General features: G+C 72.5%; 27 protein-coding genes. 17 read left to right on the forward strand and 10 right to left on the reverse strand.

The annotated features are described in order from the left end of the window. Together ABZ570_RS27325 and ABZ570_RS27330 are read right to left on the reverse strand one after the other, a co-directional pair. The coding region (locus tag ABZ570_RS27325; RefSeq protein ID WP_358069519.1) for a GtrA family protein at positions 1–716 on the reverse strand (716 nt) is incomplete at its 3' end. A gap of 63 nt (positions 717–779) precedes the next feature. Further along, positions 780–1316, reverse strand: a complete 537-nt coding sequence (locus ABZ570_RS27330) for a GtrA family protein (RefSeq protein ID WP_358069592.1) — start codon at positions 1314–1316, stop codon at positions 780–782. Positions 1317–1882: 566 nt separating this feature from the next. Between ABZ570_RS27330 and ABZ570_RS27335 the strand changes: the two genes are divergently transcribed. From ABZ570_RS27335 to ABZ570_RS27350, 4 genes are all read left to right on the forward strand, one after another. Then, positions 1883–3727 carry a phosphoenolpyruvate carboxykinase (GTP) gene (locus ABZ570_RS27335; protein ID WP_358069522.1) on the forward strand — a complete coding sequence of 615 codons (1845 nt, stop codon included), beginning with the start codon at positions 1883–1885 and terminating at the stop codon, positions 3725–3727. 37 nt (positions 3728–3764) lie between these two features. Then, positions 3765–4622: a hypothetical protein gene (locus tag ABZ570_RS27340; RefSeq protein WP_358069525.1), complete on the forward strand. Its 858-nt coding sequence runs from the start codon at positions 3765–3767 to the stop codon at positions 4620–4622. A gap of 102 nt (positions 4623–4724) precedes the next feature. Further along, complete coding sequence (locus ABZ570_RS27345; RefSeq protein ID WP_358069528.1) at positions 4725–5867, forward strand: geranylgeranyl reductase family protein; 1143 nt, start codon at positions 4725–4727, stop codon at positions 5865–5867. 31 nt (positions 5868–5898) lie between these two features. After that, a complete protein-coding gene (locus ABZ570_RS27350; RefSeq protein WP_358069531.1) occupies positions 5899–6669 on the forward strand; it encodes an isoprenyl transferase in 771 nt (256 codons plus the stop codon). A gap of 151 nt (positions 6670–6820) precedes the next feature. Here the strand turns inward: ABZ570_RS27350 and otsB are convergent, their stop codons facing one another. The 3 genes from otsB to ABZ570_RS27365 all read right to left on the reverse strand — a co-directional run bounded on the left by otsB (position 6821) and on the right by ABZ570_RS27365 (position 8672). After that, positions 6821–7645 carry a trehalose-phosphatase gene (otsB, locus tag ABZ570_RS27355; RefSeq protein WP_358069534.1) on the reverse strand — a complete coding sequence of 275 codons (825 nt, stop codon included), beginning with the start codon at positions 7643–7645 and terminating at the stop codon, positions 6821–6823. A gap of 70 nt (positions 7646–7715) precedes the next feature. Beyond that, positions 7716–8069 (reverse strand): hypothetical protein, encoded by a 354-nt coding sequence (locus tag ABZ570_RS27360; protein ID WP_358069537.1) that lies wholly within the window; start codon positions 8067–8069, stop codon positions 7716–7718. 162 nt (positions 8070–8231) lie between these two features. Further along, a complete protein-coding gene (locus tag ABZ570_RS27365) occupies positions 8232–8672 on the reverse strand; it encodes an XRE family transcriptional regulator (protein ID WP_358069540.1) in 441 nt (146 codons plus the stop codon). 264 nt (positions 8673–8936) lie between these two features. On the opposite strand from ABZ570_RS27365, the gene ABZ570_RS27370 reads away from it, so the two are divergent. The 7 genes from ABZ570_RS27370 to ABZ570_RS27400 all read left to right on the forward strand — a co-directional run bounded on the left by ABZ570_RS27370 (position 8937) and on the right by ABZ570_RS27400 (position 16152). Further along, positions 8937–9278, forward strand: coding sequence for a hypothetical protein (locus tag ABZ570_RS27370; RefSeq protein WP_358069543.1), 342 nt, complete (start codon positions 8937–8939; stop codon positions 9276–9278). Positions 9279–9324: 46 nt separating this feature from the next. Next, positions 9325–9753 carry a hypothetical protein gene (locus tag ABZ570_RS27375; protein ID WP_358069546.1) on the forward strand — a complete coding sequence of 143 codons (429 nt, stop codon included), beginning with the start codon at positions 9325–9327 and terminating at the stop codon, positions 9751–9753. A 340-nt stretch (positions 9754–10093) separates the two neighbouring features. Beyond that, on the forward strand, positions 10094–11509 hold the full coding sequence (locus tag ABZ570_RS27380; protein ID WP_358069549.1) for a PhoH family protein: 1416 nt from the start codon (positions 10094–10096) through the stop codon (positions 11507–11509). 389 nt (positions 11510–11898) lie between these two features. Continuing rightward, a complete protein-coding gene (locus ABZ570_RS27385) occupies positions 11899–12585 on the forward strand; it encodes a lytic transglycosylase domain-containing protein (RefSeq protein ID WP_358069552.1) in 687 nt (228 codons plus the stop codon). Positions 12586–12700: 115 nt separating this feature from the next. After that, on the forward strand, positions 12701–13360 hold the full coding sequence (locus ABZ570_RS27390) for a rhomboid family intramembrane serine protease (RefSeq protein WP_358069555.1): 660 nt from the start codon (positions 12701–12703) through the stop codon (positions 13358–13360). Positions 13361–13463: 103 nt separating this feature from the next. Beyond that, positions 13464–14432, forward strand: coding sequence for an NAD(P)/FAD-dependent oxidoreductase (locus ABZ570_RS27395; protein WP_358069558.1), 969 nt, complete (start codon positions 13464–13466; stop codon positions 14430–14432). A 58-nt stretch (positions 14433–14490) separates the two neighbouring features. Beyond that, positions 14491–16152, forward strand: coding sequence for a hypothetical protein (locus tag ABZ570_RS27400; protein WP_358069561.1), 1662 nt, complete (start codon positions 14491–14493; stop codon positions 16150–16152). Positions 16153–16159: 7 nt separating this feature from the next. Here ABZ570_RS27400 and ABZ570_RS27405 read toward each other — a convergent pair whose 3' ends face one another. Beyond that, positions 16160–16846, reverse strand: coding sequence for a TetR/AcrR family transcriptional regulator (locus ABZ570_RS27405; RefSeq protein ID WP_358069564.1), 687 nt, complete (start codon positions 16844–16846; stop codon positions 16160–16162). A gap of 135 nt (positions 16847–16981) precedes the next feature. Here ABZ570_RS27405 and ABZ570_RS27410 point away from each other — a divergent pair, with 135 nt between their 5' ends. Further along, complete coding sequence (locus ABZ570_RS27410) at positions 16982–17911, forward strand: NAD-dependent epimerase/dehydratase family protein (RefSeq protein WP_358069567.1); 930 nt, start codon at positions 16982–16984, stop codon at positions 17909–17911. A 45-nt stretch (positions 17912–17956) separates the two neighbouring features. Here ABZ570_RS27410 and ABZ570_RS27415 read toward each other — a convergent pair whose 3' ends face one another. Beyond that, positions 17957–18928: a DMT family transporter gene (locus ABZ570_RS27415; RefSeq protein WP_358069570.1), complete on the reverse strand. Its 972-nt coding sequence runs from the start codon at positions 18926–18928 to the stop codon at positions 17957–17959. Further along, the gene (gene glpX, locus ABZ570_RS27420) at positions 18925–19956 is read right to left on the reverse strand and encodes a class II fructose-bisphosphatase (RefSeq protein ID WP_358069573.1); all 1032 of its coding nucleotides are present in this window, start codon (positions 19954–19956) and stop codon (positions 18925–18927) included. Before glpX ends, ABZ570_RS27415 begins: the two co-directional genes overlap by 4 nt. A gap of 270 nt (positions 19957–20226) precedes the next feature. On the opposite strand from glpX, the gene ABZ570_RS27425 reads away from it, so the two are divergent. The 3 genes from ABZ570_RS27425 (at position 20227) to ABZ570_RS27435 (ending at position 22804) form a co-directional block, all read left to right on the forward strand. Beyond that, positions 20227–20805: a DUF4245 domain-containing protein gene (locus tag ABZ570_RS27425; protein ID WP_358069595.1), complete on the forward strand. Its 579-nt coding sequence runs from the start codon at positions 20227–20229 to the stop codon at positions 20803–20805. Positions 20806–20919: 114 nt separating this feature from the next. Next, positions 20920–21726, forward strand: coding sequence for a hypothetical protein (locus ABZ570_RS27430; RefSeq protein ID WP_358069576.1), 807 nt, complete (start codon positions 20920–20922; stop codon positions 21724–21726). 235 nt (positions 21727–21961) lie between these two features. Next, entirely contained in the window at positions 21962–22804 is an 843-nt protein-coding gene (locus ABZ570_RS27435; protein WP_358069579.1) for a hypothetical protein, read from the forward strand. A gap of 53 nt (positions 22805–22857) precedes the next feature. On the opposite strand, the gene ABZ570_RS27440 is transcribed toward ABZ570_RS27435, so the two are convergent. Together ABZ570_RS27440 and xseA are read right to left on the reverse strand one after the other, a co-directional pair. Continuing rightward, positions 22858–23070, reverse strand: coding sequence for an exodeoxyribonuclease VII small subunit (locus ABZ570_RS27440; RefSeq protein ID WP_358069582.1), 213 nt, complete (start codon positions 23068–23070; stop codon positions 22858–22860). Between the two features lie 24 nt (positions 23071–23094). Then, complete coding sequence (xseA, locus tag ABZ570_RS27445) at positions 23095–24261, reverse strand: exodeoxyribonuclease VII large subunit (RefSeq protein ID WP_358069598.1); 1167 nt, start codon at positions 24259–24261, stop codon at positions 23095–23097. A gap of 253 nt (positions 24262–24514) precedes the next feature. Between xseA and ABZ570_RS27450 the strand changes: the two genes are divergently transcribed. Both ABZ570_RS27450 and ABZ570_RS27455 read left to right on the forward strand, forming a co-directional pair. Next, positions 24515–25504 carry a 4-hydroxy-3-methylbut-2-enyl diphosphate reductase gene (locus ABZ570_RS27450; RefSeq protein ID WP_358069585.1) on the forward strand — a complete coding sequence of 330 codons (990 nt, stop codon included), beginning with the start codon at positions 24515–24517 and terminating at the stop codon, positions 25502–25504. Positions 25505–25545: 41 nt separating this feature from the next. After that, entirely contained in the window at positions 25546–25938 is a 393-nt protein-coding gene (locus ABZ570_RS27455; protein ID WP_358069589.1) for a hypothetical protein, read from the forward strand. Positions 25939–26028: the final 90 nt, after the last annotated feature.

The following is a 26028-nucleotide window of genomic DNA, read 5'->3' on the forward strand; positions in this document are numbered from 1 at the left end:
CTCACCGATCTTCGTTGCGGGTACGGGTCGTTCGGGAACGTCACGGATCGCCGATCGGCGGCCAGCTCCGCGTCCAGGTCCACGCCGAGGGTACGACCCAGGCCAGCCTCCGCCCGGGCGGGCCGCCCCTGCTGTGGGGCGTAGTCGGGCCGTACGCCGGGCCGGGGCTCGGTCTCTTCCAGCTCGCTGACCGATTCGGCGAACTCCGCCACCGGGTCCATCTCCGCCATGCTGTCCCATTCGTCACGCGGGATGCTGTGCCAGGTCTCCTGCGCATGCTGTGGTGGCGGCTGGAAGACGAAGGTCCGGTACGACCAGAAGCGGAAGACGGTGGCCAGCACGACGCCGCCGGTCTTCGCCACGTTCAGCGCCAACAGGCTGGTCACGCCGAGGCCGTACTTCGCCCCGGCCAGGACCCCCAGTTCGATGAGCAGGCCGGTGGCGTTGAACAGGAAGAACAGGGTGTATTCCCGACGAAGAGCCGCCTTCGGTCGATCGCGGTACGTCCAGTGCCGATTCATCAAGTACGACGTGATGGTCGCCACGATGGTCGCGACCACGGTCGCCTTGAGCTGGCCGTCTCGGAAAACCGTGAGTGCCAGCGCATTGAACACCGCGTAATTGATGACGGTGTTGATGCCGCCGACGACGCCAAATTTGAGCGCCTCGTGGATGAACTTCTGCCAGCGCTCGGGCAGCAGACGTACTCCAGGCATGCGAAACACCTTAGGGCAGCGGGCAGGGCCGGCTCGGCCCAGCGGGACGGGTTGGGCGTTGGATCACGCCCCGGACTCTCGGTCGTGGCTCGTTCCCGGAACGGGTGGGGTTCCCGGTTCCACGAAAACGAACCGCCGGTACGACCAGAATCGGAACAGCGTCCCGAGGCCGGTGCCGACGATGAAGCTGGCCACGTTGTCGGCCAGTGCGGTCTGGAACACGTGGGGCCAGATGGCGCCCAGCCCGTAGTGACTGACGGCGAGGCAGCCCACGGCGATACCCAAACCCACCCCGTTGAAGAAGAAGAACAGCGCGTACTCGCGGGCCGGGTGCGAGCGCTGGCGGTGCCGCCAGGTCCAGAACCGGTTGCCGAGGAAGGCCAGGGTGGCCGCGACCACGGTGGAGACGGTCTTCGCCACGACGGGCGGCGTGTGCTGGACGCTGGCGAGATAGTTGAAGAGCGCGAAGTCGACGAGGAACGCGAACCCGCCCACCGTGGCGAACTTGCTCAGCTCACGGATGAGGTGACCGAAACGATCCAGCAGGGCGCCGATCAGACCCCGACGGGTCTGCGGAGCCCCCGGTTGGTCCCCGGTCATCGTCGCGGCCACTGGGAGAGAGTACCGGTTGGAGCGGGCGGGGGCGGTAGCAACCGCGAGCGGGTCGGCGCTGCGGACACCCGCCGGAGCGGATCGAGGACGATCGCCGTTGCCGCTCGCCGTCCGGTCGCGGGTGCGCGACCCGCCCGGCGCCGGTGAGCCTGGCGCCTCGGCCGTCCCGATCCGGCGCCGTCCGGCGGGTTTTGACGTAGGTGAACTGAGAGTAACCGGCCGTGGCGAAATTGTGGACGAGTTCACGGAAGCGGGGTCGGCGACACCAGAGTGCCCTTCCGCACATCGCGCACTCCGCGCCGCTCTTCCGCGCCCGTGCCGGGCGAAGGTTTTCCGCAGGATTTGCGTGAAACTGCGCGCGAAAGCGGGTATCAGATCGCGATGCCGCAGCGTGGCCGTACCTTGTGCAGTTCTTCACAACCAGTCCCACTGACTCGCGGGGCAGCCCGGTTTACGCTGAGGCGAATCCCAGGTGTCCACGGAGGCGACGCACTCGCGCGCCAGAACTCGTGCATCCCATACATCGGTCAGCGTCGACCACAAGGAGATGTGACATGGTTGCTCCGGCTACTGTTCGGGGTATCGATCAGGCCCCGACGTCCCACCCCAAACTGCTCGCCTGGGTACGTGAGGTCGCTGAGCTGACCACCCCCGACCGGGTGGTCTGGGTGGACGGGTCCGATGAGGAGTGGCGCCGCCTCACCGACGAGCTCGTCGAGAGCGGCACCCTGATCCGACTGAATCCGGAGAAGAAGCCCAACTCGTTCTACGCGCGGACCGACCCCTCGGACGTCGCCCGCGTCGAGGAGCGCACCTTCATCTGCTCCGTCGACGAGGCGGACGCCGGCCCCACCAACAACTGGATGGCGCCGGCCGAGATGAAGCGGACGATGACCGAGCTGTACCGCGGTTGCATGCGCGGGCGGACCATGTACGTCATCCCGTTCTGCATGGGCCCGGTCGAGGCGAAGAACCCCATGTTCGGCGTCGAGATCACCGACAGCCCGTACGTGGTCGCCTCGATGCGGATCATGACCCGGATGGGCTCGAAGATCCTGGAGGCCATGGGGGACGACGCCGACTTCGTGCACGCGCTGCACTCGATCGGCGCGCCGCTCGCCCCGGGCCAGCAGGACGTGGCGTGGCCGTGCAACGAGACCAAGTACATCTCGCACTTCCCGGAGACCCGGGAGATCTGGTCGTACGGCTCGGGCTACGGCGGCAACTCGCTGCTGGGCAAGAAGTGCTACTCGCTGCGCATCGCCAGCGTGATGGGCCGCGACGAGGGCTGGCTCGCCGAGCACATGCTGATCCTCAAGATCACCTCGCCGGAGGGCCGGGTCTACCACATCGCCGGCGCGTTCCCGTCGGCCTGCGGCAAGACCAACCTCGCCATGCTGGAGCCGACCATCCCGGGCTGGAAGGTCGAGACCATCGGCGACGACATCGCCTGGATGCGGTTCGGCCCGGACGGTCGCCTCTACGCCGTCAACCCCGAGTACGGCCTCTTCGGCGTCGCGCCCGGCACCGACTGGAAGACCAACGCCAACGCGATGCGGACGCTGGACCGCGGCAACTCCATCTTCACCAACGTGGCCCTCACCGACGACGGTGACATCTGGTGGGAGGGCATGGGCGAGCCGCCGGCCCACCTGATCGACTGGAAGGGCAACGACTGGACGCCGGAGAGCGACAGCCTCTCCTCGCACGCGAACAGCCGGTTCTGCACGCCGATCACCCAGTGCCCGATCCTGGCCGAGGACTACTACGACCCGAACGGGGTGCCGATCGACGCGATCCTGTTCGGCGGTCGGCGTCGGGACACCGTCCCGCTGGTCACCGAGGCCCGCGACTGGGTGCACGGGGTCTACCTGGGCGCCACGCTCTCCTCGGAGACCACCGCCGCCGCCTCCGGCGCGGTCGGCGTGGTGCGTCGCGACCCGATGGCCATGCTGCCGTTCATCGGCTACCACGGCGGTGACTACTTCCGGCACTGGATCGAGATGGGCAAGGGCGTCGACGGCGACGAGTCCAAGCTGCCCAAGATCTACTACGTCAACTGGTTCCGCAAGGACCCCGAGGGCAACTTCCTCTGGCCGGGCTTCGGCGAGAACTCCCGGGTGCTCAAGTGGATCATCGAGCGGATCGAGGGCCGCGCCGAGGGCGTCGAAACCCCGATCGGCATGGTCCCGGCCCAGGACGCGCTGGACGTCGAGGGCCTGGACATGACCCCGGAGGACGTCCGGATCGCCCTCAAGGTCGACCCGGAGGAGTGGCGCCGCGAGCTGCCGCTGGTCACCGAGTGGTTCGAGAAGTTCGGGGACAAGCTCCCCGGCGTCCTCTGGGCCGAACTGGACGCGCTGCGCGCCCGGCTCGACGCGGAGCAGCCGCAGAAGTAGGTGTGCCGGTTGCCCGCACCGGGCACCATCGGATGCCATGAGGACGGCCGCCGAACCCATCGAGGTCCGGCGGCCGTCCGCCGTCCGGGCGCTGACCGTCCTGCTCGCCGTCACGGCGGCGGCCACCGTCGTGGTCGAGCTGCTCAACTGGTGGTACGCCCCGGAGCAGGAGTTCGGGCTGGCCGTACGGACCGGCTGGGCGATGCTGCGCTCGCTGGGCTTCCTGGTGCTGATCGGGCACGTCGAGCGGGGTCGGGCCGCGGCGAAGCCGTTCGGGCTGATCCTCGCCGTGACCACGGTCTTCGCGGTCGGGCGGCTGGTCGTACCCCGGGCGGGGGTGCCGCCGCTGCCCGGACTGCTCGGGTTCGGGCTGCTCACCGCGCTCTGCGTGGCCGTGGTGGCCCTGCTCTACCGCTCGGACGCGGTCGGCGCGCACCTGGTCCGGCACCGCCGCGGCCTGGTCGTCTCCGGTGGCCGGCTCGCCTGGCAGGAGGTCGCGCCGAAGCATCCGCCGGTCACCGGATGGCTGCTCACCGCCCGGGCCGCCGCGTTCACCTACAGCCCGCTGATGCTGGTCCCGGCCCTGGTCGCCACCGGGTCCGTCCTGGATGGTCGGCTGAGCGCCGCGCCGGCGGTGCTGGCCTGGTTCCTGGCCGGCGTCACGGTCAGCTACCTGGTCCTGTTCTGCACCGTGTTCCTGCTGCGCAACCGGGCCTGGGCGGGCCGGCTGCTCGTCGCCGTCACCCTCGGCGTCCTCGCCGTCGATCTGCCGCTGTGCTGGTGGCTGCTCGGCCTGGACGGCCTCGTCCGGGACGGCACCCCGCTCCTGGCCGCCGCCCTCCTCACCCTCCACTCCCTCCACCGCGCCCGCGCCGTCGCCACCCCAACCCGTTGATCGAGGAGTTCGTGTCGGAATCCGGCCGAGACCGCGACGCGAACTCCTTGATCGACGCCGATGAGCGGTTCGGCGGCAGAGGGCTGGGGGCAGGATGGGGACATGGGGGACGAGTGGGATGTGATCGTTGTGGGGGCCGGGCCGGCGGGGGCGGCCGCGGCGCTGGCCGCCCGGCGCGGCGGGGCCCGGGTGCTGCTGCTGGACCGACACGCCTTCCCCCGCGACAAGGCCTGCGGGGACGGCATCGCCGCGCATGCGCTGGACGTCCTCGCCGAGCTGGGCGTCACCGGCGCGGTCGACGGGTACGCCCCGCTGCCGGCGCTGCGGCTGGTCGCCCCGGCCGGTGGCACGGTGGCGCGGGCGCTGCCCCGGCCCGCGTACACGGTGCCGCGGCGGGTGTTCGACGCCCGGCTGGTGGCGGCGGCGGTGGCGGCCGGCGCGGAGCTGCGGCGGCACACCGTACGCCGGGTGGAGCTGCGCGCCGACCGGGTGGTGCTGGACGGGGAGCTGCCCGCTCGGGCTGTGGTGGGGGCGGACGGCGCCGGCTCGGTGCTCCGCCGGGTGCTCGGCCATCCGGTGAACCCGGATCGGCACCTGGCGCTCGCCATTCGCGGCTACGCCCCGGCCCTGCCCGGCCCGCCCGAGCAGCTGATCGTCACCTCGTCGTCGCGCTGGCCGGCGTACGCGTGGTCCTTCCCGATCGGTGACGGCCGGGCGAACGTCGGGTACGGCGAGGTGCTGCGCGGTGAGCCGCTGAGCCGGGCGTACCTGCTGGACCGGCTGGCCGCCCTGCTGCCCGGCACCGACCCGGCCGCCGTGACCGACCTGCGCGCCCACCACCTGCCGCTGTCCACGCACCGGCCGACGCCGGGGCGGGGGCGGGTGGTACTGGCCGGTGACGCGCTCTCGCTCATCAATCCGTTCACCGGCGAGGGCATCTTCTACGCCCTGCGCTCCGGCGCGCTGGCCGGTGCGGCGGCGGCCGGTGCTCCGGCCCAGGCGGCCCGCCGGTACGCCGACACCCTCCGCTGGCGGCTCGGCACGCACCTGCGGCACAGCTCGGTCGCCGCGTGGCTGGGCCGCCGCCGCTGGCTGGTGGACGCGGCGGTCCGGGCGGCCCGCCGGGACGACCGGGTCTACCGCACCGTGGCGGAGCTGGGACTCGGCGACGGGCGCCTCGACATCCGTACCCTCGGCATGATCGGCATCGGTCTCACGCAGCGGGATGAGCCACCGCGACACTGATCTTCAACGTGGGTCGCTACCCTGCAAGGTGATGACTCTGCGGAAACTCCTCTACTCCGTGTACGAGCGCCGGCTGACGGCGAAACTCGCGGGCCGGCCGGTGCCCCGGCACGTCGGCGTGATGTGTGACGGCAACCGCAGATGGGCCCGGGACATGGGCTTCGTCGATCCCAACGACGGCCACCGGATGGGCGCCGAGCGAATCAAGGACCTGCTGCGCTGGTGTGACGCGGCCGGCGTCGGGCACGTGACGCTCTGGTTGCTCTCCACCGACAATCTCTCCCGGCCGGCGGCCGAGCTGGATCCGCTGCTCCAGATCATCGAAGATCTCACGACGGAGTTGGCCGAGGAGGGCAACCCCTGGCGGCTGCGCATGGTCGGTGCCCTCGACGTGCTGCCCGCGCAACACGCCGCGGCGCTCAAGGCGGCCGAGGAGCGCACCCAGGATCGCAGCGGCGGCGCCCAGGTCAACATCGCCGTCGGCTACGGTGGCCGGCGCGAGATAGCCGATGCGGTCCGTTCGCTGCTGCTCGAGCACGCGGTCAAGGGCGGCACTCTCGAAGAGTTGGCCAACTCGATCGACGTGGACCTGATCTCCGAGCACCTCTACACCAAGGGCCTCCCGGACCCGGATCTGATCATCCGGACCAGCGGCGAGCAGCGCATGTCCGGCTTCATGCTCTGGCAGTCCGCCCACTCGGAGTTCTACTTCTGCGAGCTCAACTGGCCCGATTTCCGCCGCATCGACTTCCTCCGCGCCCTCCGCTCCTACGCCACCCGCCAACGCCGCTTCGGCACCTAACCCCCCCTCCCTGCCCCCCTCCCTCCCCACCCCCCGCACTCGCCGATCTTGCACTCTCGGTCGCAGTTGCGCGTCTTTTGTCCCCTTCTGCCCCGTCAGTAAGTGCAAGATCGCGGCAGAGGGGAGGGGACGGGAGGGGGAGGGGTGGGGGTTACGGGAGGTGGGGGAGGGCGGCGGTGAGGAAGTCGGCCAGGGCGGCGGGGGAGTCCAGGGTGAGGTCGGCGGCGTCCGCGACCTCGTGACCGGTCTCCGGGTTGGCGACGGCGACGCAGACGCCGACGAAGTCCGGGTCGGCGGCCCCCCGGGCGCGTACGGCGGCGAAGGCCTTGATGTCGGAGACGTCGTCGCCGAAGTACCAGGCGCCGCCGGCGTCCCGCACCACCTCGCCGATGACCATGCCCTTGTCCCGGTCGACCGGGGGCTTCAGCTCCAGCACCATCCGCCCCGCCTGGCAGCGCAGCCCCAGCCGCTCCGCCCGGGCCCGGCCCCACTCCTGGACCAGGTCGCCGAGCTGCGGGGCGGTCCGCCAGTGCAGAGCGACGGAGAGCCGCTTGAACTCCACCAGCGCGCCGGGCGGCAGCTCGGCGCGGGCCTGCTCGGCCAGCTCGGACATGGTGGGTGCCCAGGGCAGGGCGGCCGGTTCGGTGACGGTCTCGCCGCCGGAGTGGCTGTGCTCCAGGCCGTAGAGCCCGTACAGGTCGATGCCGGCGAGGCCGCCGAGGTGGTCGCGGAGGAATTCCACCGGGCGTGCGGAGACGATGGCGATCCGGCGTACGCGCGGGGCGATCGCCTCCAGCGCGGCGAGCACCTGCGGAGCGGGCCGGACGGCGGTGGGATCGTCGCCGACCGGTGCGAGGGTGCCGTCGAAGTCGAAGAAGAGCACCACCTCGGCCGCGCGGGCCCCGGTCGCACGCCACGCGTGCTCAGCGTCCAACGGGGTCTGCGGCTGCTGGTTGCCCGGATTCAACGGCGGCACGCGCGTCAGCGTACCCCGGGCACGAGGGCGTAATCGTGGCCGAGATCTGTCGTGCGGACGACGCGTCGGGTCAGCGTTCGGCGGCTCCCCGACCCCGGCGTCCGAACGGCACCACGGCGGCCTCCGGGCCGTGGCTGAGCAGGTAACCCTCCACGAAGCCGGCGTTGCGGTCGCCGCTGTGCGCCTCGATCTCGTTGAGCCGGGCCACCAGGAACTCGGTCAGCGCGCTGACCCGGTCGTTGAGCCGGTCGTGCAACTCGGCGGTGACGGCCAGGACCACCGCGGTGCCGGCCGTGGTCAGTGCGAAGAGGTTGACGACCAGGGGAAGCTCCCCGCCGTTCAGCACGCCGACCACCAGGTTGCCGGTCACGCACGAGGTCACCGACACCACCGCGACCACGACTGCCCACCATTTCAGGGTCATGGACAGACCCCTCCTTCTGTCCCGCAGGGCTGGGTTCGGCCTTGTCCCGTCCCCCCGCCGACGACGAGCCCAAGCAGTACGAATAGGGACGCTAGCGTGCCCGTTCCGGCCCCGGAGCGAAACGATTGGGTCTTCTCCTCGGTTCTTTCGCCATCTGAGGAACTAGCCGGCCTCTTTACTGCTATTTCGGACATCGGGCGAAAGAGTGGGCCGATACGCGAGATATCTGATGGTTTCCCGGATGTGGAACTTCTCCGCGTCCGAGACGTTCGGGTCCACCAGTCGGCGCAGCAGCGCCTCGACGTCCGGGTCCATCGGCGGTGGGGTGGGGGCGGTGCGCGGGTTGGTGGCGCGGTCCCAGCCCAGGGCGGTGAAGGCTGCCGCCGGGTTGAGGTCCAGGCCCTCGCAGAAGGCGACCACCCGCTCCGCCTCCGGGTCGCTGGCCCAGTCGCCGCGTACCCACCGGTTGATGGTCTGGCGGGAGACGCCGGTGCGCCGGGAGACCTCGGTGCCGCTCCAGGCCCGCGTGGCGCGCGCGTCGGCCAGGGCGCGACGGACGAAGGTGGCGAAGGCGATCTTCCGTGCGTTGGCGGTCTCGGTCACTCCGTGACCGTACGAGAGACCGGCCGGACCAGTGCGCCCGGCCGCTTCGCTGTCACGCTGACGTGACTGCTTTACATGTCCTCCGATAAACGATCCAGTGCTGCTCCTGAGGGGTGTCACTCGGGCAGGATAGGGGGACGCGAGGTCGGCGGTAAACAGACGAAAAGCTGATACTGTCACGCCCATGAGACAACTTACGGTGTGTCACGTGCATGAGACGACAAGTGCTCACATGCGTCACTCCGCGGGTGCCGAGGGGGTCTCGTGACCGAGCTCGCGACCCGCGCCCAGGCCTTCGGCCTGATCGCGGACGGGGTGGCCACCGGGCTGAGCGCCCCGTGGCGCCTCTACCTGGCCCGGGGCTGCCGGTATCTCTCGCTCAGCGTCGGCGACCGGGCCGAGTGGGACGCCTGGCGCACCCACCTCGGCTGCCCCGAGCTGAGCGTACGGGTCTACGACGTCGGCGGCGAGATCCGGCGCTCCTCGGTCGCCGAGGTGATCCTGGACGGCTGCCGGATCAGCGTCGAGCTGGTCGAGGAGGTCAGCACCGCCGACCTGGACCGGCTGCTGGTCGTCGACCCGCTGGTCGAGCCGGAGGAGCGATGACCCGGCGGGCCGTGGCGACGCCGCCGGCGCCGACGGGGGTGATCGGATGAGTCCCTTCCTCGCCGTCCTGCTCGTGCTGGTGCTCAGCTCCACCTGCTACGCCGCGGGCCGGTTGCACGGCCAGTTGAGCTACCGGATCGGTTACCGGTTCGGCTACCGGCAGGGGTACTTCGACGGCGACCGGGGCGCCTGGAACCGGCGGCGACGGGACGCGCAGGCCGTGATCGCCTCCGCGCTGGCCGGCCCCGCCCCGGTCACCACCCCGGTGACGCGCGCCGTGGTCCCGTTCGCCGGCACGGCCGCGCCTCCCGCCGTCACCGCCCGCCCGGCCACCGGGCCGGCGTCGCGGGCCACCGCGACCGCACAGCTCGGCGGGCTCGCCGCCCGGCAGGGCACCACCTACACCGGGTCCTCGTTCAGCGCCACCGCCGCGGGCGGGCAGCAGACCGGGACCCTGGTCCGGCGACAGGGCTGAGGCCCACCAGGACACGGTGTGCCGTCCGCGGCGGACGCGCACCGTCGGAGCCACGTCAGACCGGTGACGTGGCTCCGCCGGCCGGGATGCGCGCAGGGGGCATGCATCCCGGCCGGTCTCGCCGCGCCGTTCATCTCCCGGTCGGGTGAGATCCATGTGCACCACTAGCCGAGGGGCCTTCGGCGCACTAGCGTCTAGGCATGGCGCGGGGTTTTCCCGAGCCAGCCGGAAAGCCCGGACCTGCGACCTCGCGCACGGGGCCCGCATCCGACCCCGTGTCCACCGGGCACCGGACGAGGCGGAACACGGGTGGCTGGGTGCCCACCCGCGGAGCAGGCCTGTGACGACTCGCCCTACCCGAGCCGGTGCCGACCAGACCCCGGCCGCGACTGCCACGACCCGCCGGACCACCCGCAGCCGCCGCGCCGCTTCGGCCGCGTCCGCCGGCACCGAGGAGCCCCGACCAGCCGGCCCGGCCTACGTCCTGGACACCTCGGTCCTCCTCTCCGATCCCGCGGCGTTCCACCGCTTCGCCGAGCACGAGGTGGTGCTGCCCCTGGTGGTCATCTCCGAGCTGGAGGGGAAGCGGCACCACCCCGAGCTGGGCTGGTTCGCCCGCCAGTCGCTGCGCATCCTGGACGAGCTGCGGGTGAAGCACGGCCGGCTGGACCGGCCGGTGCCCGCCAACGACCAGGGCGGCACCCTGCGGGTGGAGCTGAACCACACCGACGACGGGGTTCTCCCGCCCGGCTTCCGCACCGACTCGAACGACGCCCGGATCCTCTCCGTGGCGCTCAACCTCGCCGCAGACGGGCGGGAGGTCACCCTGGTCAGCAAGGACATGCCGCTGCGGGTGAAGGCGGCGTCGGTCGGCCTGCGGGCCGACGAGTACCGCCACGGCCAGGCCAGCGACCCGACCTGGACCGGCATGGCCGAGCTGGAGTTGGCCGAGGAGGAGATCGGCCGGCTGTACGCGGGGGAGAAGCTGGACCTCGACGCCGCCGCCGGCCTGCCGTGCCACACCGGGCTGGTGCTGCACTCGACGCGTGGATCGGCGCTCGGCCGGGTGCTGCCCGACAAGACCGTACGGCTGGTCCGCGGCGACCGGGAGGCGTTCGGCGTGCACGGCCGCTCGGCGGAGCAACGGATCGCGCTGGACCTGCTGCTGGACGAGTCGATCGGGATCGTCTCGCTGGGCGGCCGGGCCGGCACCGGCAAGTCCGCGCTGGCGCTCTGCGCCGGCCTGGAGGCGGTGATGGAGCGCCGCCGGCACAAGAAGGTGATCGTCTTCCGCCCGCTGTACGCGGTCGGCGGCCAGGAGCTCGGGTACCTGCCCGGCTCGGAGTCGGAGAAGATGTCGCCGTGGGCCCAGGCGGTCTTCGACACGCTCGGCGCGGTGGTGCACGAGAACGTACTGGAGGAGGTCACCTCTCGCGGCCTGCTGGAGGTCCTGCCGCTGACCCACATCCGCGGCCGGAGCCTGCACGACGCCTTCGTCATCGTCGACGAGGCGCAGTCGCTGGAGCGGGGCGTCCTGCTCACCGTGCTGTCCCGGATCGGTCAGGGGTCGCGGGTGGTGCTCACCCACGACGTGGCCCAGCGGGACAACCTGCGGGTGGGGCGGCACGACGGCGTGACCGCGGTGATCGAGGCGTTGAAGGGCCATCCCCTCTTCGCGCACGTCACCCTCAGCCGTTCGGAGCGTTCTCCGATCGCCGCCATGGTCACGGATCTTTTGGAGGACACCCCGCTCTGACTCCGAAAAGGTGCCATCTTTGCCCCTTTTGAAGGATCTTTGATCTGTGACGCAGATCACAATTTACGTCCGTGGTTTCCCATCCGCCTCACTGTGCGCAATCGTGTCCATCGAGCGTCTCCGACAACTCCAGTTCGGCGCGGCTGACGCCGCGCAGCTACGACGACCTCAGCTCGGCGCGTCTGACGCCGCGCCGCGACCTGAAGCCGTCGCTGGAGCCGTCGCACGCACCGGGAAGACCGTCGAGCGCCATTCGCCACGGCGGCGAGAGCCACGGGCCCCGGTGCGCCGGCTGCGACCACGACGGTCGGGGGTGCTCACGGCGCCGGCGCGGCCCACCACGGCCACACGTCGCGTCGTGTCCTTGCCCCCGACGAAGGGACCACTTCGTGAGTCGGCTGTGGAGCCGGTTCGGCGCCCGTACGGCCGCTGTCGCGCTGCTCTCCGTGGGCGTTGCCGGCGGCTTCTATCTGGGCGAAGACCGAGAGACTCAGCAACAGGGCCTGACCGCGCAGGTCGGCCTGCAGGTCGACCGGGCGGAGTACGCGTACCAGCGGGACCGGCAGGCCAGCCACCGGGTGGACTCGGCCCGGCAGCGGGCTGCCGAGTACCAGGCGAAGCTGCGCGCCGCGGCGGCGGCCAAGGATGCCGCCGAGCGGGCCCGCGAGGCCGAGGCGGCGGCCGCGACCCGGAAGAAGGAGCGGTTGGCGGCCGAGGCCGCGGCGAAGGCGGCCAAGCCGTACGACGGCCCGATCCCGAGCTCCTGTGAGGAGTACAGCGGCAACCGGAAGATCGGCTGCGCGATCATGCTCGGCGAGGGCTTCGGCATCGACCAGTTCCCGTGTCTGGACCGGCTCTGGACCAAGGAGAGTGGCTGGAACCACAAGGCCTACAACTCCGGGTCCGGGGCGTACGGGATCCCGCAGGCCCTGCCCGGCAGCAAGATGGCCTCGGTCGCGGACGACTGGAAGACCAACCCGGCCACCCAGATCAAGTGGGGCCTCGGCTACATCGAGGGCCGGTACGACAACCCCTGCGGCGCCTGGCAGCACTCGCAGAACAAGGGCTGGTACTGATCGGACGCGGACGACGGCGGGGTGTGTGGGGATCCACACACCCCGTCATCGTCTGTGACGGCATGGTGCGGGAGACGAGTGGCGGGCGACGCCGTTTGCTGATAGCTGTTGACAGATGACCTGGCGTGGTGGCCCGACGGGCGGCGATCCTCATCGGTTCGGCACCGAGGCGTTCTACGCCTCACTGGGCCGGGCCTTCGTCGCGATGTGCGCGGTGGTGCCGATGCTGTTCCTCGTCGAGGCGCTCGACGTCGGCCTGCGTCTCGGCCTGGACGTCGCCGCCGGCATCATCCCGCACCGGATCCAGGGGCTCGACGGAGTCTTCTTCTCGCCCTTCCTGCACGCCGACTTCAACCACCTCTACAGCAACAGCGTCCCGCTGATCCTGCTCGGCACCTTCGTCCTGGCCGCCGGCCTCCGCCGCTTCCTCTGGTCGACGATGGTGATCATCCTGGTCAGCGGGCTCGGGGTGTGGTTCACCGGCTCGCCCAACTCGGTCGTGGTCGGCGCGAGCGGGGTCATCTTCGGCTACCTCGGCATCCTGCTCACCCGGGGCGTCGTCGAGCGGAGCTGGTGGAACTTCGGCGTGGTGCTGCTGGTCGGCCTCCTCTACGGCTGGCAACTGCTCGGCATCCTGCCGACCGACGAGCGCATCTCCTGGCAGGGGCACCTGTTCGGGCTGCTCGGCGGGGTGGTGGCCGCGATCCTGTTCCGCCGCCGGACGGAGCAGTCGGCACCCGAACGGCCCGGGTCACCGACCGTCAACCTGGGCTGACCGGGCGTCGGCGCGTCCGCGGGACGTGCTTGCCCGAGGGCCTCGGCCCGCCTACCGTCGGCATCAGCACGCGTAGATCAGTGGGCGAAAGTGACGGTACGCCATGCGTGAGGTCGATGTCGCCGTGATCGGGGCCGGTCCCGCCGGGCTCTTCGCCGCGTACTACGCCGGGTTCCGAGGGCTCTCCGTGGCGGTGGTCGACGCGCTGCCCGAGCCGGGCGGCCAGGTGGCCGCCATGTACCCGGAGAAGCTCATCCTCGACGTCGCCGGCTTTCCCGCGATCAAGGGGCGGGAGCTGGTGGCGAACCTGGTCGCGCAGGCCGCCCCGTTCCACCCCGAGTACCTGCTCGGCACCCGGGCGGAGAAGCTCGCCCACCTCGACGGGCGGCCGCTGCTGGGCCTGGCCGGAGGCGAGCAGTTGCACTGCGGGGCGGTGGTGGTGACCGGCGGGCTGGGCAGCTTCACGCCCCGGCCGCTGCCGGTGGCGGACGGCTTCCTCGGCACCGGGATCGTCTACTTCGTACCGCAGCCGACCGAGCTGGCCGGCCGGGACGTGCTCATCGTGGGCGGCGGCGACTCGGCCTTCGACTGGGCGGTGACGCTGCAGCCGATCGCCCGGTCGGTGACCCTGGTGCACCGGCGGGACAGGTTCCGCGCCCACGCCTCGACCGTCGCCCGGGTGCGGTCGCTGCCCGTCCGGCTGGTGGTCAACGCCGAGGTGACCCGGCTGTACGGCGACGACCAGATCACCGGCGCCGAGCTCACCGTACGCGGTGGCGCGGTGGAGAAGGTGCCGGCGAGCGCGGTGGTGGCGGCGCTCGGCTTCACCGCCGACCTCGGGCCGCTCGCCGAGTGGGGGCTGACCCTGGACCGGCGGCACATCGTGGTGGACAGCAGGATGGCCACCAACCTGCCCCGGGTCTTCGCCGCCGGGGACATCACCGAATATCCGGGCAAGGTCCGGCTGATCGCGACCGGCTTCGGCGAGGCGGCCACGGCGGTGAACAACGCGGCCGTGGCCATCGACCCGGCCGCCCACCTCTTCCCCGGGCACTCCTCCGACGGCAGTTGAGGCCCGATCCCCGCCGGAGCGTGGCCTGATCGAGACCGGCCGCCGCCACAGTGGACGGATGGAACGGTCGCCCACGGGCTCGGATGCCGCCCGGGTCGCGCTGGCCTGGCTGGGCCAGCCGGTGACGGTGCTCGCGCTGGTCGTCCTGGTGCTCAACGACCACGTGCTCAAGGCCGCCCAGCCGGGCTGGCTCACCGGCAAGCTCAGCGACGTCGCCGGCCTGGTGCTCGCCCCGCCGCTGGTAGCGGCGCTTGCCGCGCTGGCCGTGCCCCGGCTGCCGGCCCGGGCCGCCGCCGGGCTCGGGCTGGGTCTGGTCGGGGTCGGCTTCACCGTGGTCAAGACCAGCGGGTACGCCGCGGCAGCCGCGTCGGCCGCGTGGAGCGCGGCCAGCGGACCGTCGCTGGTCCGGGCCGACCGTACCGACCTGCTGGCCCTGCCGGCGCTGGCCCTGGCCGGCTGGAGCTGGCGTCGGGCCCGACGCGATCCGGTGGGGCGGCGGGCGGCCCGCCTCGTCCGGCTGCTGGTGCTGCTGCCGGCAGCGACGCTGGCCGTGGCGGCCACCAGTGCGGTGTGGTACCACGACGCGCTCCGGGCGACGGTGGTCGACGGCCGGCTGGCCGCCGGTATCGGGGAAAGCCGGGGCGCGGGCGCCTCCTTCTTCGCCCTGACCTGGCGGGTGAGTGACGACGGCGGTACGACGTGGCGTGATCCCACCCCCGCCGAGGACGAGGCCCTGACGGGGCGGTCCTCCGGGGAGGCGCCGTCCGCCGCGCCGACCCGGGAGGACTGCTCGGCCGCGCTGCCGCAGCGCTGCTACCGCCTGGTGGCCGGGCGGATCCGGGTGGAGGAGAGCGACGACGCCGGCCGGACCTGGCGGCTGGCCTGGGAGGTCACCGAGGAGCAACGGGCGATCCTCAGTCGGCTGTACCAGGAGGCCGGACCGCACGGGGAGCGGATCGCCAGCCAGGAGCTCACCGTCCTGGACGTCGGCGGTGGGCGGCACGTGGTGCTGGTCGCGAACGGCCGGGACGGGTTCGCCGTGCGCGGACCCGACGGCGACTGGCGGCGAATCGGCTTCACCGGCGCCTACCGCGCCGACGACAGCCCACCGCCGCTCGGTGCGAGTACGCCCGCCGAGCGCCACTCCGACCCGCTCCGGGCGGTGCTGCTGGCAGCCGCCCTGGCCGTACTGGTGCTCGTCGTGTCCGGGGTGCGGGCCGGCCGCGCGGTCGGGCGCGGTGGCTGGCTGCCGTTCGTGCTCGGTGTGGTCGTGTTCGTCGCCGCGCAGCTGCTGGCCGTGGTCTGGGCGAGCCACGATCTTGTCGTGCCGGTGGCGGCCCTCGGCTGTGTCGTCCTGCTGCTCGGCGCGTCGCTGCTCGCCCTGATCCCGAACTGGGTGTGGCGGGCGCCGGGCCGGTGGACCTTTGAGGTGCTGCTGGCTTCGGCGCTCACGCTGGTGCTCGCCGGGCTGCCGCTGATCGGGTGGCTCTACGGTCGTCCGGCGTACGCCTCGACCGCGCTGACGCTCGCCGCGCTGGCCACGGTGCCGGGGCTGGTGCTCGGCGGGCGGGCGGCCCGCCTGGCCGGGCCGGTCGAACCGCCCGAGGGGCCGCCGTATCCGCCGCCGTGGGTGGTCGAGCCGCCCGCCCCGGCACCCGATCCGGCGCCCACGGTGCGGCCTGCGGTGCGGCCTGCGGTGCCGGACGAACCGGCCCGCTGAGCCGAGGTCAGGGCAGGCCGACCAGATCGGCCATCAGCGCGGTCTGGTGGTCGAAGTATTCGTCGCGGTGCGGGAGGACCCCGTTCAGCCGCCCGAACAGCTCGAAGCTGATCAGCCCGAAGAGCTGGGTCCAGCCGGCCATGCCCCGAGCCAGCAGGGCCGGCGGCAGGTCGACCGAGAGCAGGACGCCGAGCTCGGCCATGTCCGCCCGCAGCGGCTCGGGCAGAGCGTCCTCGGGTGGGCTGAGCCGGCCGGCGGCGAGCCCGTCGCGCAGGATGCCGACCAGGGTCAGCGGTGGCCGCGCCGCCGGTGCGACGGTGTCCTCCGGCGCCGCGTAACCGGGGACGGGGCTGCCGTAGAGCAGCGCGTACTCGGCGGGGTGGGCCAGCGCCCAGGCCCGGGCGGCCCGGCACGCCGCGTGCCAGCGCCCGCGCAGGTCGCCGCGGTCGAACGCGGCGTCGGCCGCCTCCACCGCGTCGCCGAGCGCGTCGTACGCCTCCAGGATCAGCGCGGTGAGCAGGTCGTCGCGGCTGGGGAAGTAGCGGTAGATCGCGGAGGAGACCATGCCCATGTCCCGGGCGACCGCGCGCAGCGAGAGGTTCGCGCCGTCGGTGGCCAGGTGGCGGCGGGCCACCGCCTTGATCTCGTCGATCATTCCGGCGCGGACCCGGGCGCGGAGCGGGGGTGCGACCATGCCCCCCACTCTGCCACGAGAGAGTGCGCCGATTCAAATCGAGAGCACTGCTCTTGACAATGGGTGGTGCGGGGCTCATGCTGAGCTTGCGAGAGCGGTGCTCTCGAAACAGAACCCCGCTTCGAAGGATGGCCCATGGCCCTGCACGTGATCGTCGGCGCCGGACCCGTCGGCACCGCCACCGCCCGCCTCCTCGCCGAGCGCGGCGACCGGGTGCGGGTGGTGACCCGCCGCGGCACCGGACCGGAGCACCCCGCCGTCGAGCGGGTCGCGGCGGACGCGGCCGACGCCGCCCGGCTGACCGCGCTGACCGAGGGTGCGGTCGCGCTGTACAACTGCGCCAACCCGGCGTACCACCGTTGGCCGGTCGACTGGCCGCCGCTGGCCGCCGCGCTGCGCACCGCCGCCGAGCGGACCGGCGCGGTGCTCGCGACGGTCGGCAACCTCTACGGGTACGGGCCGGTCGACGGCCCGATGACCGAGGCCACCCCGCCGGCCGCGACCGGCGCCAAGGGGCGGGTACGCAACCGGATGTGGGCCGAGGCCCTCGCCGCGCACCGGGCCGGCCGGATCCGGACGACCGAGGTACGCGGCTCCGACTACTTCGGCGTCGGGGGCACCTCGCTGGCGATGATGACGCTGCCCCGGGTGCTCGCGGGGCGGCGGGTCTTCCTGCCGGTCGACTGGGACGCCCCGCACACCTGGACGTACATCCCGGACGTCGCCCGTACCCTGGTCGCCGTCGCGGCCGACGAGCGTGCCTGGGGACGGGCCTGGCACGTGCCCAGCGGGCCGGCCGTACCGATGCGGGACCTGGCCGGCCGCGCGGCGGCCCTGGCCGGCGCGCCGGCGCCGAAGCTGACCCGGATGCCCTACCCGGTGCTCTGGCTCGGCGGCCTCGCCAACCCGATGGCCCGCGAGCTGCGGGAGACCGCCTACCAGTTCGACCGGCCGTTTCTGATGGACTCCTCGGCCGCCACCACCACCCTGGGGATCGAGCCGACCTCGCTGGAACAAGCGATGGCGGAGACGGTGGCCGGCCTGCTCGCGAGGTCAGCGTGTTAAGCAGGGGCCCCTGCTCTACCGCCGGCGTTAAGAAGGGGCCCTTCCTTACCGTCGTGAGGCCGGGCCGAGCGCGGCGACGAGGACCGCGATGAGGGTCAACGCCCCGCCGAGCAGGGTGGCCGGCCCGGGATGCGAGGCGGCGGTCGGCAGCACCGTGTCCAGCAGGACAGCCCCGACGATCTGCCCGGCGATGGTGGCCAGGCCGAGCAGCAGCACCCCGGTGAAGCGGACGATCGCGGCGGCCAGCGCGATGAAGACGATGCCGATCGGGCCGCCGAGGTAGAGCCACGGCTCGTCCGGGAAGCCGCCGGTGGGGCGGCCCCGGACCGCCATCTCCACCGCGAGGGCGGCCAGCAGCGCCACCGTGCCCACGGTGAAGTTGACCCCGGTGGCGGTCAGGGCACTGCCGGTGGCACCTCGCACCCGGCCGTTCACCGCCTGCTGCCAGGCGATGCCCATCCCGGCCAGCAACGGCAGCACGGCCAGCGCCAGCGCACCCGGGTCGCCGAGCCGGTCACTCACGGACAGCAGCACCGCCAGCACGGTGAGCACCGCGCCGACCAGCCGGGGCGGGGTGACCGGCTGCCGCCCGGTCGGGCCGACGCCGGCGCGGTCCACCAGCAGGCTGCTGCCGGTCTGCCCGGCCACCACCGCGACGGTGAACACGGCCACGCCCAGCGTGCCGATGGTCAGCCCCTGGGTGGCGACCAGGAGGGCGCCGCACACCCCGCCGAGGCAGTGCCACGGCCGCAGCGAGCCCTCCCGCAGCGCCGCCCGCAGGGCGACCAGTCCCCGCCGGCCGGCCGGGGTGGCGGGGATCAGCACCAGCAGCACCAGCAGGCCGAGGCCGAACGAGACCACCGCGGCGGCGATCCCGTCGGCCAGTCGTACGCCGAGCTCGCCGTTGATCCGGGACTGCACGGCCACCGCGACCCCGGAGGCGGTGGCCAGCCCGACACCGGCGACCCGCCGCCGGGTCGGCAACGCCGGGGGTGTCGCCGTCGCGGTCGCGGTCACTCCTGCTCGGCCAGGGGCCGTCCGTCGAAGTCGACCGCCGAGTAGAGGGCGAGCTTCTCCAGCCGGTGGTACGAGTCGATCACCCGGATCGTGCCGCTCTTGGAACGCATCACGATCGACTGGGTGTACGCCCCGCCGGCCCGGTAGCGCACCCCGCGCAGCAGGTCACCCGAGGTGACCCCGGTGGCCACGAAGAAGCAGTTGTCCCCGGTGACCAGGTCGTCGGTGAGCAGCACCCGGTCCAGGTCGTGCCCGGCGGCGATCGCCTTCTCCCGCTCCTGCGCGTCCTTCGGCCAGAGCTTGGCCTGCATCATGCCGCCCATGCACTTGAGGGCGCAGGCGGCCGTGATGCCCTCCGGCGTGCCGCCGATGCCCATCAGCACGTCGACGTCCGACTCGCCGCGGGCAGCCGCGATGGCGCCGGCGATGTCGCCGTCGGAGATGAACCGGATGCCCGCCCCGGTCCGCCGGATCTGGCTGACCAGGTCGTCGTGCCGGGGCCGGTCCAGCACGCAGACCGTCACCTCGGCGACGTCGGTCCCCTTGACCCGGGCGATGCGGCGGATGTTCTCGGCCACCCCGGCGTTGATGTCGACCACGTCGGCGTACATCGGGCCGACGGCGAGCTTCTCCATGTAGAAGACGGCGCTCGGGTCGAACATCGCGCCGCGCTCGGCCACCGCGAGCACCGCGAGGGCGTTCGGCATGCCCTTGCTCATCAGCGTGGTGCCGTCGATCGGATCGACCGCCACGTCCACCTCGGGACCGGTCCCGTCACCGACCTCCTCGCCGTTGAAGAGCATCGGGGCGTTGTCCTTCTCGCCCTCGCCGATCACCACGACACCGCGCATCGGGATCGAGTTGATCAGCTTGCGCATCGCGTCGACGGCTGCCCCGTCGCCGCCTTCCTTGTCGCCCCGGCCGACCCAGCGCCCGGCGGCCATCGCCGCGGCCTCGGTGACCCGGACCAGGTCGAGGGCGAGGTTGCGGTCGAGGTTCTGGGGCGTCCGCGTCCTGGTGGTTGTCATGACGGCTTCCTCCTCGCGACGTTGCGGGGTGGGCCGGCGCGGTGCGGTCGTCGCCGCCGCCGGCTTCGTCGCTGATCCTCACACGGAGACAGGTTCCGTGCCGGGGCGGGGCGGAGGAGGCCACGAGCAGGTCACCCGGACGGCTGCGACAATGGGCAGGTGGAAGCCACCTCGCCCGCCGACCGTGTACCGACCGACGCCACCCCTTCCGGCGGCCAGCCCCCGGTCCGGCCGGCCGCCGGCCCGGCCTCGCGGGCCGGCGAAGCGGCCCTGGTGGAACCGGTCGACCCGGACAGCGCCCCGGCCGTCTCCGCCGACCAGGCCGCCCCGTCCGCCGGCCGGAGCCGCTCCGACCGGTCGCCGAGGGACATGGCGCTCTCGCTGCTGGTGCTGCTGGTGCCGATCGCGCTGCTGGTCGCGTTCTACCGGGGGTTCCTCGGTGGGGAGCAGCCGACCACCGTCGACCCGGCGCCCGCCGTCGAGCAGGCCCGGGCGGAGGGCGCCTTCCCGGTCAGCCGGCCCGAAGGCCTGGGCTCGGACTGGCGGACGGTCAGCGCCCGCTACCGGGCCGAGCAGGGCGGGATGACGCTGCGGATCGGCTACCTGACCCCGGAGGGGCGGGGAGCGCAGCTCGTGGAGAGCAACGTGCCCGCCGACAAGCTGCTGCCGACCGAGCTGAGCGGCGGCCAGCCGCAGGGCCCCGCCGACCTGCCCGGCGGGACCTGGCAGCGGTACACCGCCCGGAGCAACGAGCAGGCCCTCGTCCTGCTGGAGCCGGACCGTACGGTGATCGTGATCGGTGACGCCCGGGAGGACGAGCTGCGCGAACTCGCCGTCGCGCTGCGCTGAGCCGGTTCGTTGTCCGAGGCCCGGGGGCAGTCGGACCGGTCCGCTAGGCTGCCCCGGCCCGACAAACCGGCACACGTGACGTGTTGGCCGGACAGCAGCCTGAAAGAGAGCAACGTGAACATTCGACGGTGGAGCGCCGGCCTCGCCGCCGCCCTGTTCGTCCCCGGTCTGGCCGCCTGCAGCACCGAGGCCGACTCGCCGACCGCCGACAGCACGTCCGCCGCCCCGCAGAAGCCGGCGGACCCGAAGGAGGCGCTGGTCGCCTCCACGAAGGAGTTCCAGAAGGGGAACTTCACCTTCACGATCAAGGACGGCGAGATCAACGGCGGTGGGACCGTGCACCTGCCGTCCAAGAGCGCCGAGATCAAGCTGGAGACCTCCGACCCGGAGCTGTCGATGACCGCGCACCTGGTCTTCGTCGACAACGACAGCTGGGTCAAGCTGGAGCTCGCTGGGGCGATGGCCGACGCCGTCCCGGGTTTCAAGGCGAAGAAGGGCAAGTACCAGCACCTGGACCGGAGCAAGGTCCAGGACGCCAAGCAGCTGAACTTCGACTTCGCCGACGTCGACCCGGCGGGCGCCGAGAAGCTGTTCAACGCGATCACCGACGTCAAGCAGACCGGTGAGGGCACGTACGAGGGCACGATCGACGCCACCAAGGCGGGCGACTCCGACCTGCTCGACGCCGAGACGATCAAGGCCCTCGCCGACAAGGCCAGCGCTGTGCCGTTCACCGCGAAGGTCGACGCGCAGGGCCGGCTCACCGAGCTCGCCCTCCAGGTGCCGGCCACCGGCAGCACGGAGGCGCAGACCGTGACCGTCACGTACGCCGACTACGGCTCCGCCGCCGCCGTCCAGGCGCCGCCGGCCGGTCAGGTCGTCGAGGCGTCCGACCAGGTCTACGAGATGTTCAAGGACTGACCCGAGGGCCGGTCGGGGACGGAATCGACCGTCCCCGACCGGCGTCCGCGGCGCGGGAGGCCGCCCGCCGACCGGACAGGGATTGCCGAACGCCGCTTCAGGGAACAGAGGAGGGCACGAGCCCGCCCGGGCCGCTTCCTTGCCGCCCGGGGCTCGTGCGCCGCAGCCGGGTGAGGGCTGGGGCGCCCGCCTCCGGCACCTCCGTGGGCCGGACGACCCACCTGGAGTGGTTGACATGAAGATCCAACGCTTCAGCGCGGCGGCCTTCGCCGCGGCGCTGCTCATCCCCGGCCTGACCGCCTGCAACGACAACGGGACCGGCACGACAGGAGTCTCCGCCTCCCCGACCGCCTCCGGCAGCATCGCGCCGAGCGGTACGCCCGGCACCGGGGACGCCAAGCAGGCCCTGCTCAACTCCACGAACGCGATTCGCGACGGGAACTTCCGGTTCACCATGTCCGGCGCGGGCTCGACCGCGGAGGGGCAGGTGCACGAGCCCAGCCAGAGCGCGGAGATGCGGATGGCGATCGGTGACGCGTCGTCGGACGTGATGATGAAGCTGGAACTGATCCACTACAAGCCGGACAGCTGGGTGAAGCTGGAGCTGGGCGGCAAGGCCGCCGACAGCGTCCCCGGGGTGCGGCAGCTCAACCTCGGCAGGTACCAGCACCTCGACCAGACCCGGATCAAGGGCAACCGGGCGCTGGGCTTCGACTTCGACACGCTCGACCCGGCCGGCAGCGCCGTGCTCACGCAGGGCATCACCGAGGTCCGCGAGACCGGCGACGGCACGTACGCGGGCACCCTCGACGTGTCCAGGGCCGCTGAGGCCGGCTCGCTCGACCCGGCGCTGATCACCGCGCTCGGGGCGCAGGCGCAGGCGGTGCCGTTCACCGCCAAGGTCGACCCGCAGGGCCGGCTCAGCGAGCTGGTGCTGCAGGTGCCGGCCGCCGGCCAGAACGCCGCCCAGGAGATCAGAATCACCTACACCGACTACGGCAACGCCACCGCCGCGCAGAAGCCCCCGGCCGACCAGGTCGTCGAGGCGCCGCCGGAGTTCTACAACCTGTTCAACTGAACGCGACGTGTGCGGCGGGGCGGCCGAGGGGCCGCCCCGCCCGCGTGCTCGGACTATTCCTCGGCGCGCTGGCGGGCGGCGTCGATGCGGGCCCGCGCGCCGTCCAGCCAGCGTTGGCAGACCTCGGCGAGCTGCTCGCCGCGTTCCCAGAGCGCCAACGACTCCTCCAGCGAGGTGCCGCCAGCCTCCAGCCGCTCGACCACGGAGGCCAGCTCGGCGCGGGCCTGCTCGTAGCTGAGCTGCTCGTCCTTCTTCCCGTCAGTCATCGCACCCATTCCTCGTGCAGGTTGTCAGCCGTCGACCGTTGCGGTCAGCTCGCCCTCGGCGAGGCGTACCCGCAGCGGGTCGCCCTTGGCCACCTCCGTGGCGGCGCGGACCACCTGGCCGTCGGCACGCTGGACGATCGCGTAACCCCGGTCGAGGGTCGCCGCGGGAGAGAGGGCGCGCAGCCGGGCCAGGGTGTGCCGCAGGTCGTCGGCGGCGGCACCGAGCCGGTGGCCCAGGCAGCGGCCCGCCCGGTCGCGCAGCGCGGCGACGTCGGCGGCCCGCTGGTCGACCATCACCTGCGGGCGGGCCAGGACCGGCCGGGAGCGCAGCAGGTCGAGCCGGTGCTGCTCCCGATCGACCAGGTTGCGGACCGCCCGTTCCAGCCGGGACCGGGCCTGGCCGATGAGGCGTACCTCCTCGGTGAGGTCGGGCACGATCCGTTTCGCCGCGTCGGTCGGCGTCGACGCGCGGACGTCGGCCACGTAGTCCAGCAGCGGGGCGTCCGTCTCGTGGCCGATCGCGCTGACCACGGGCGTGCGGCAGGCGAAGACCGCCCGGCAGAGCGCCTCGTCGGAGAAGGGCAGCAGGTCCTCGATGCTGCCGCCACCCCGGGCGATGATGATCACGTCGATGGTCGGGTCGGCGTCGAGCACCCGCAGCGCGTCGACGATCTGCGGCACCGCGCTCGGCCCCTGCACCGCGACGTTGACCGTGCGGAACTCCACCGCCGGCCAGCGCCGCCGGGCGTTGGTCAGCACGTCCCGCTCGGCGGCCGACGCGCGACCGGTGATCAGACCGATGCGCGCGGGCAGGAACGGCGGGCGGCGCTTGCGGGCACGGTCGAAGAGCCCCTCCGCGGCGAGCAGCTTCTTGAGCTTCTCCAGCCGGGCCAGCAGCTCGCCGAGCCCGACCTGGCGGATCTCGTCCGCGCGCAGGCTAAGCGTGCCCCGGGCGGCGTAGAACTCGGGCTTGGCGTGCAGCACCACCCGGGCGCCCTCGCGTAGCTCCGGCGCGCCCGCGTCGAGCACGTCGCGGTTGGTGGTGACGGTCAGGCTGAGGTCGGCCGAGGGGTCACGCAGGGTGAGGAAGACCGTGGTGGCGCCGGGCCGGCGGCTGATCTGGGCCACCTGCCCGTCCACCCAGACCCAGCCCAGCCGGGCGATCCAGGCGCCGATCTTCTGGCTGACCACTCGGACCGGCCACGGCTCCTCCGACGTGCTCCGCCCCGGCTCCGCCCCGCTGCGCCCCACCTCGCCCGTGCTCACCCGCCCACCCTACGGCCCACTCCCGACGGACCCGTGTTGATCATGAGGTTGGCGGCGGTGTCAATCCACCGCGCCGGCGCCAACCTCATGATCAACGGGTTCAGGCGGGGGTGGGGAGGTAGGTCTGCCCGTTCTGCCAGCCGCTGCCCTGGAGATTCCGGGCACGTACGATGGTCGGGTGACTGAGGTTGAGACGACTCACCGGACCGGCAAGCGCGTGCTCCTGGCCAAGCCCCGCGGCTACTGCGCCGGCGTGGACCGGGCGGTGCAGACCGTCGAGGAGGCGTTGAAGCTCTACGGCGCCCCGATCTACGTCCGCAAGCAGATCGTGCACAACAAGCACGTGGTCCAGACCCTGGAGGCCAAGGGCGCGATCTTCGTGGAGGAGAACGAGGAGGTGCCGGAGGGCACCACCGTGATCTTCTCCGCGCACGGCGTCGCACCCGAGGTCTACGAGCAGGCGAAGGCGCGCTCGCTGAAGGCGATCGACGCGACCTGCCCGCTGGTCACCAAGGTGCACCAGGAAGCCCGGCGGTTCGCCGCCGAGGACTACGACATCCTGCTGATCGGGCACGAGGGGCACGAGGAGGTCATCGGCACCGCCGGGGAGGCCCCCGCGCACATCCAGCTCGTCGACGGCCCGGACGGCGTCGACAAGGTCACCGTGCGCGACCCGGCCAAGGTCGTCTGGCTCTCCCAGACCACCCTCTCGGTCGACGAGACGCTGCAGACCGTCGCCCGGCTCAAGCAGCGGCTGCCGCTGCTGCAGTCGCCGCCCAGCGACGACATCTGCTACGCCACCTCCAACCGTCAGCACGTGGTGAAGGAGATCGCCCCGGACTGCGACGTGGTGATCGTGGTCGGCTCGCGCAACTCGTCCAACTCGGTACGCCTGGTCGAGGTGGCGCTGGACGCCGGCGCCCGCGCCGGGCACCTGGTCGACTTCGCCCACGAGATCGACGACGCCTGGCTGGCCGACGCCCGTACGGTCGGCGTCACCTCCGGCGCCAGCGTGCCGGACGAACTGGTCCAGGAGGTGCTCGCGCACCTGGCCGAGCGGGGCTTCACCGACGTCGAGGAGGTCACCACCGCCAACGAGCGGCTCACCTTCTCGCTGCCGCAGGAGCTCAAGCGGGACATGAAGGCCGCCGCGGCCGGCCGCGGCTGACGCACTGGAACGGATCGATGGCCCGGCGCGTCCAACCGCTCATGAAGACTCCTCGGAGGGTGTTCGTCACCCTGGTCGCCTGCGTGGCGCTCAGCGCCTGCGCCGACCCGGTCGTCGAACCCGCCAGCCCCGGCCCGACGGGAGGCCCGGTGACCAGCACGCCCAGCCCCGACCCGAGCGTCACGCCGAGTGACCCGACCGCCCCCACCGGCCCGGCGCCGACGTCTCCCGGCGCCGCCACACTCACCGGCACGGTGCAGGCCGGGGTGGAGCCGGGCTGCCTGCTGCTGGACGGCAATCTGCTGGTCGGGGGCCCGCGCGACGTGTTGAAGGCCGGTGCCCGGGTGACCGTCACCGGCCATCCCCAGCCCGACCTGATGACCACCTGCCAGCAGGGCACCCCCTTCGTCGTCGAGACCGCCAAGCCCGCCTGATCGTCGGGCTCCTCCCTTTCCCGCCCGGCCGGGCGTGGGCACCCCCCGTACCCGCCGCGGCCGCCTGCCGCCGAGCCGCCGTCAACCGCC

It is taken from the genome of Micromonospora sp. NPDC007271, from assembly GCF_040634005.1.
Lineage (GTDB): Bacteria > Actinomycetota > Actinomycetes > Mycobacteriales > Micromonosporaceae > Micromonospora.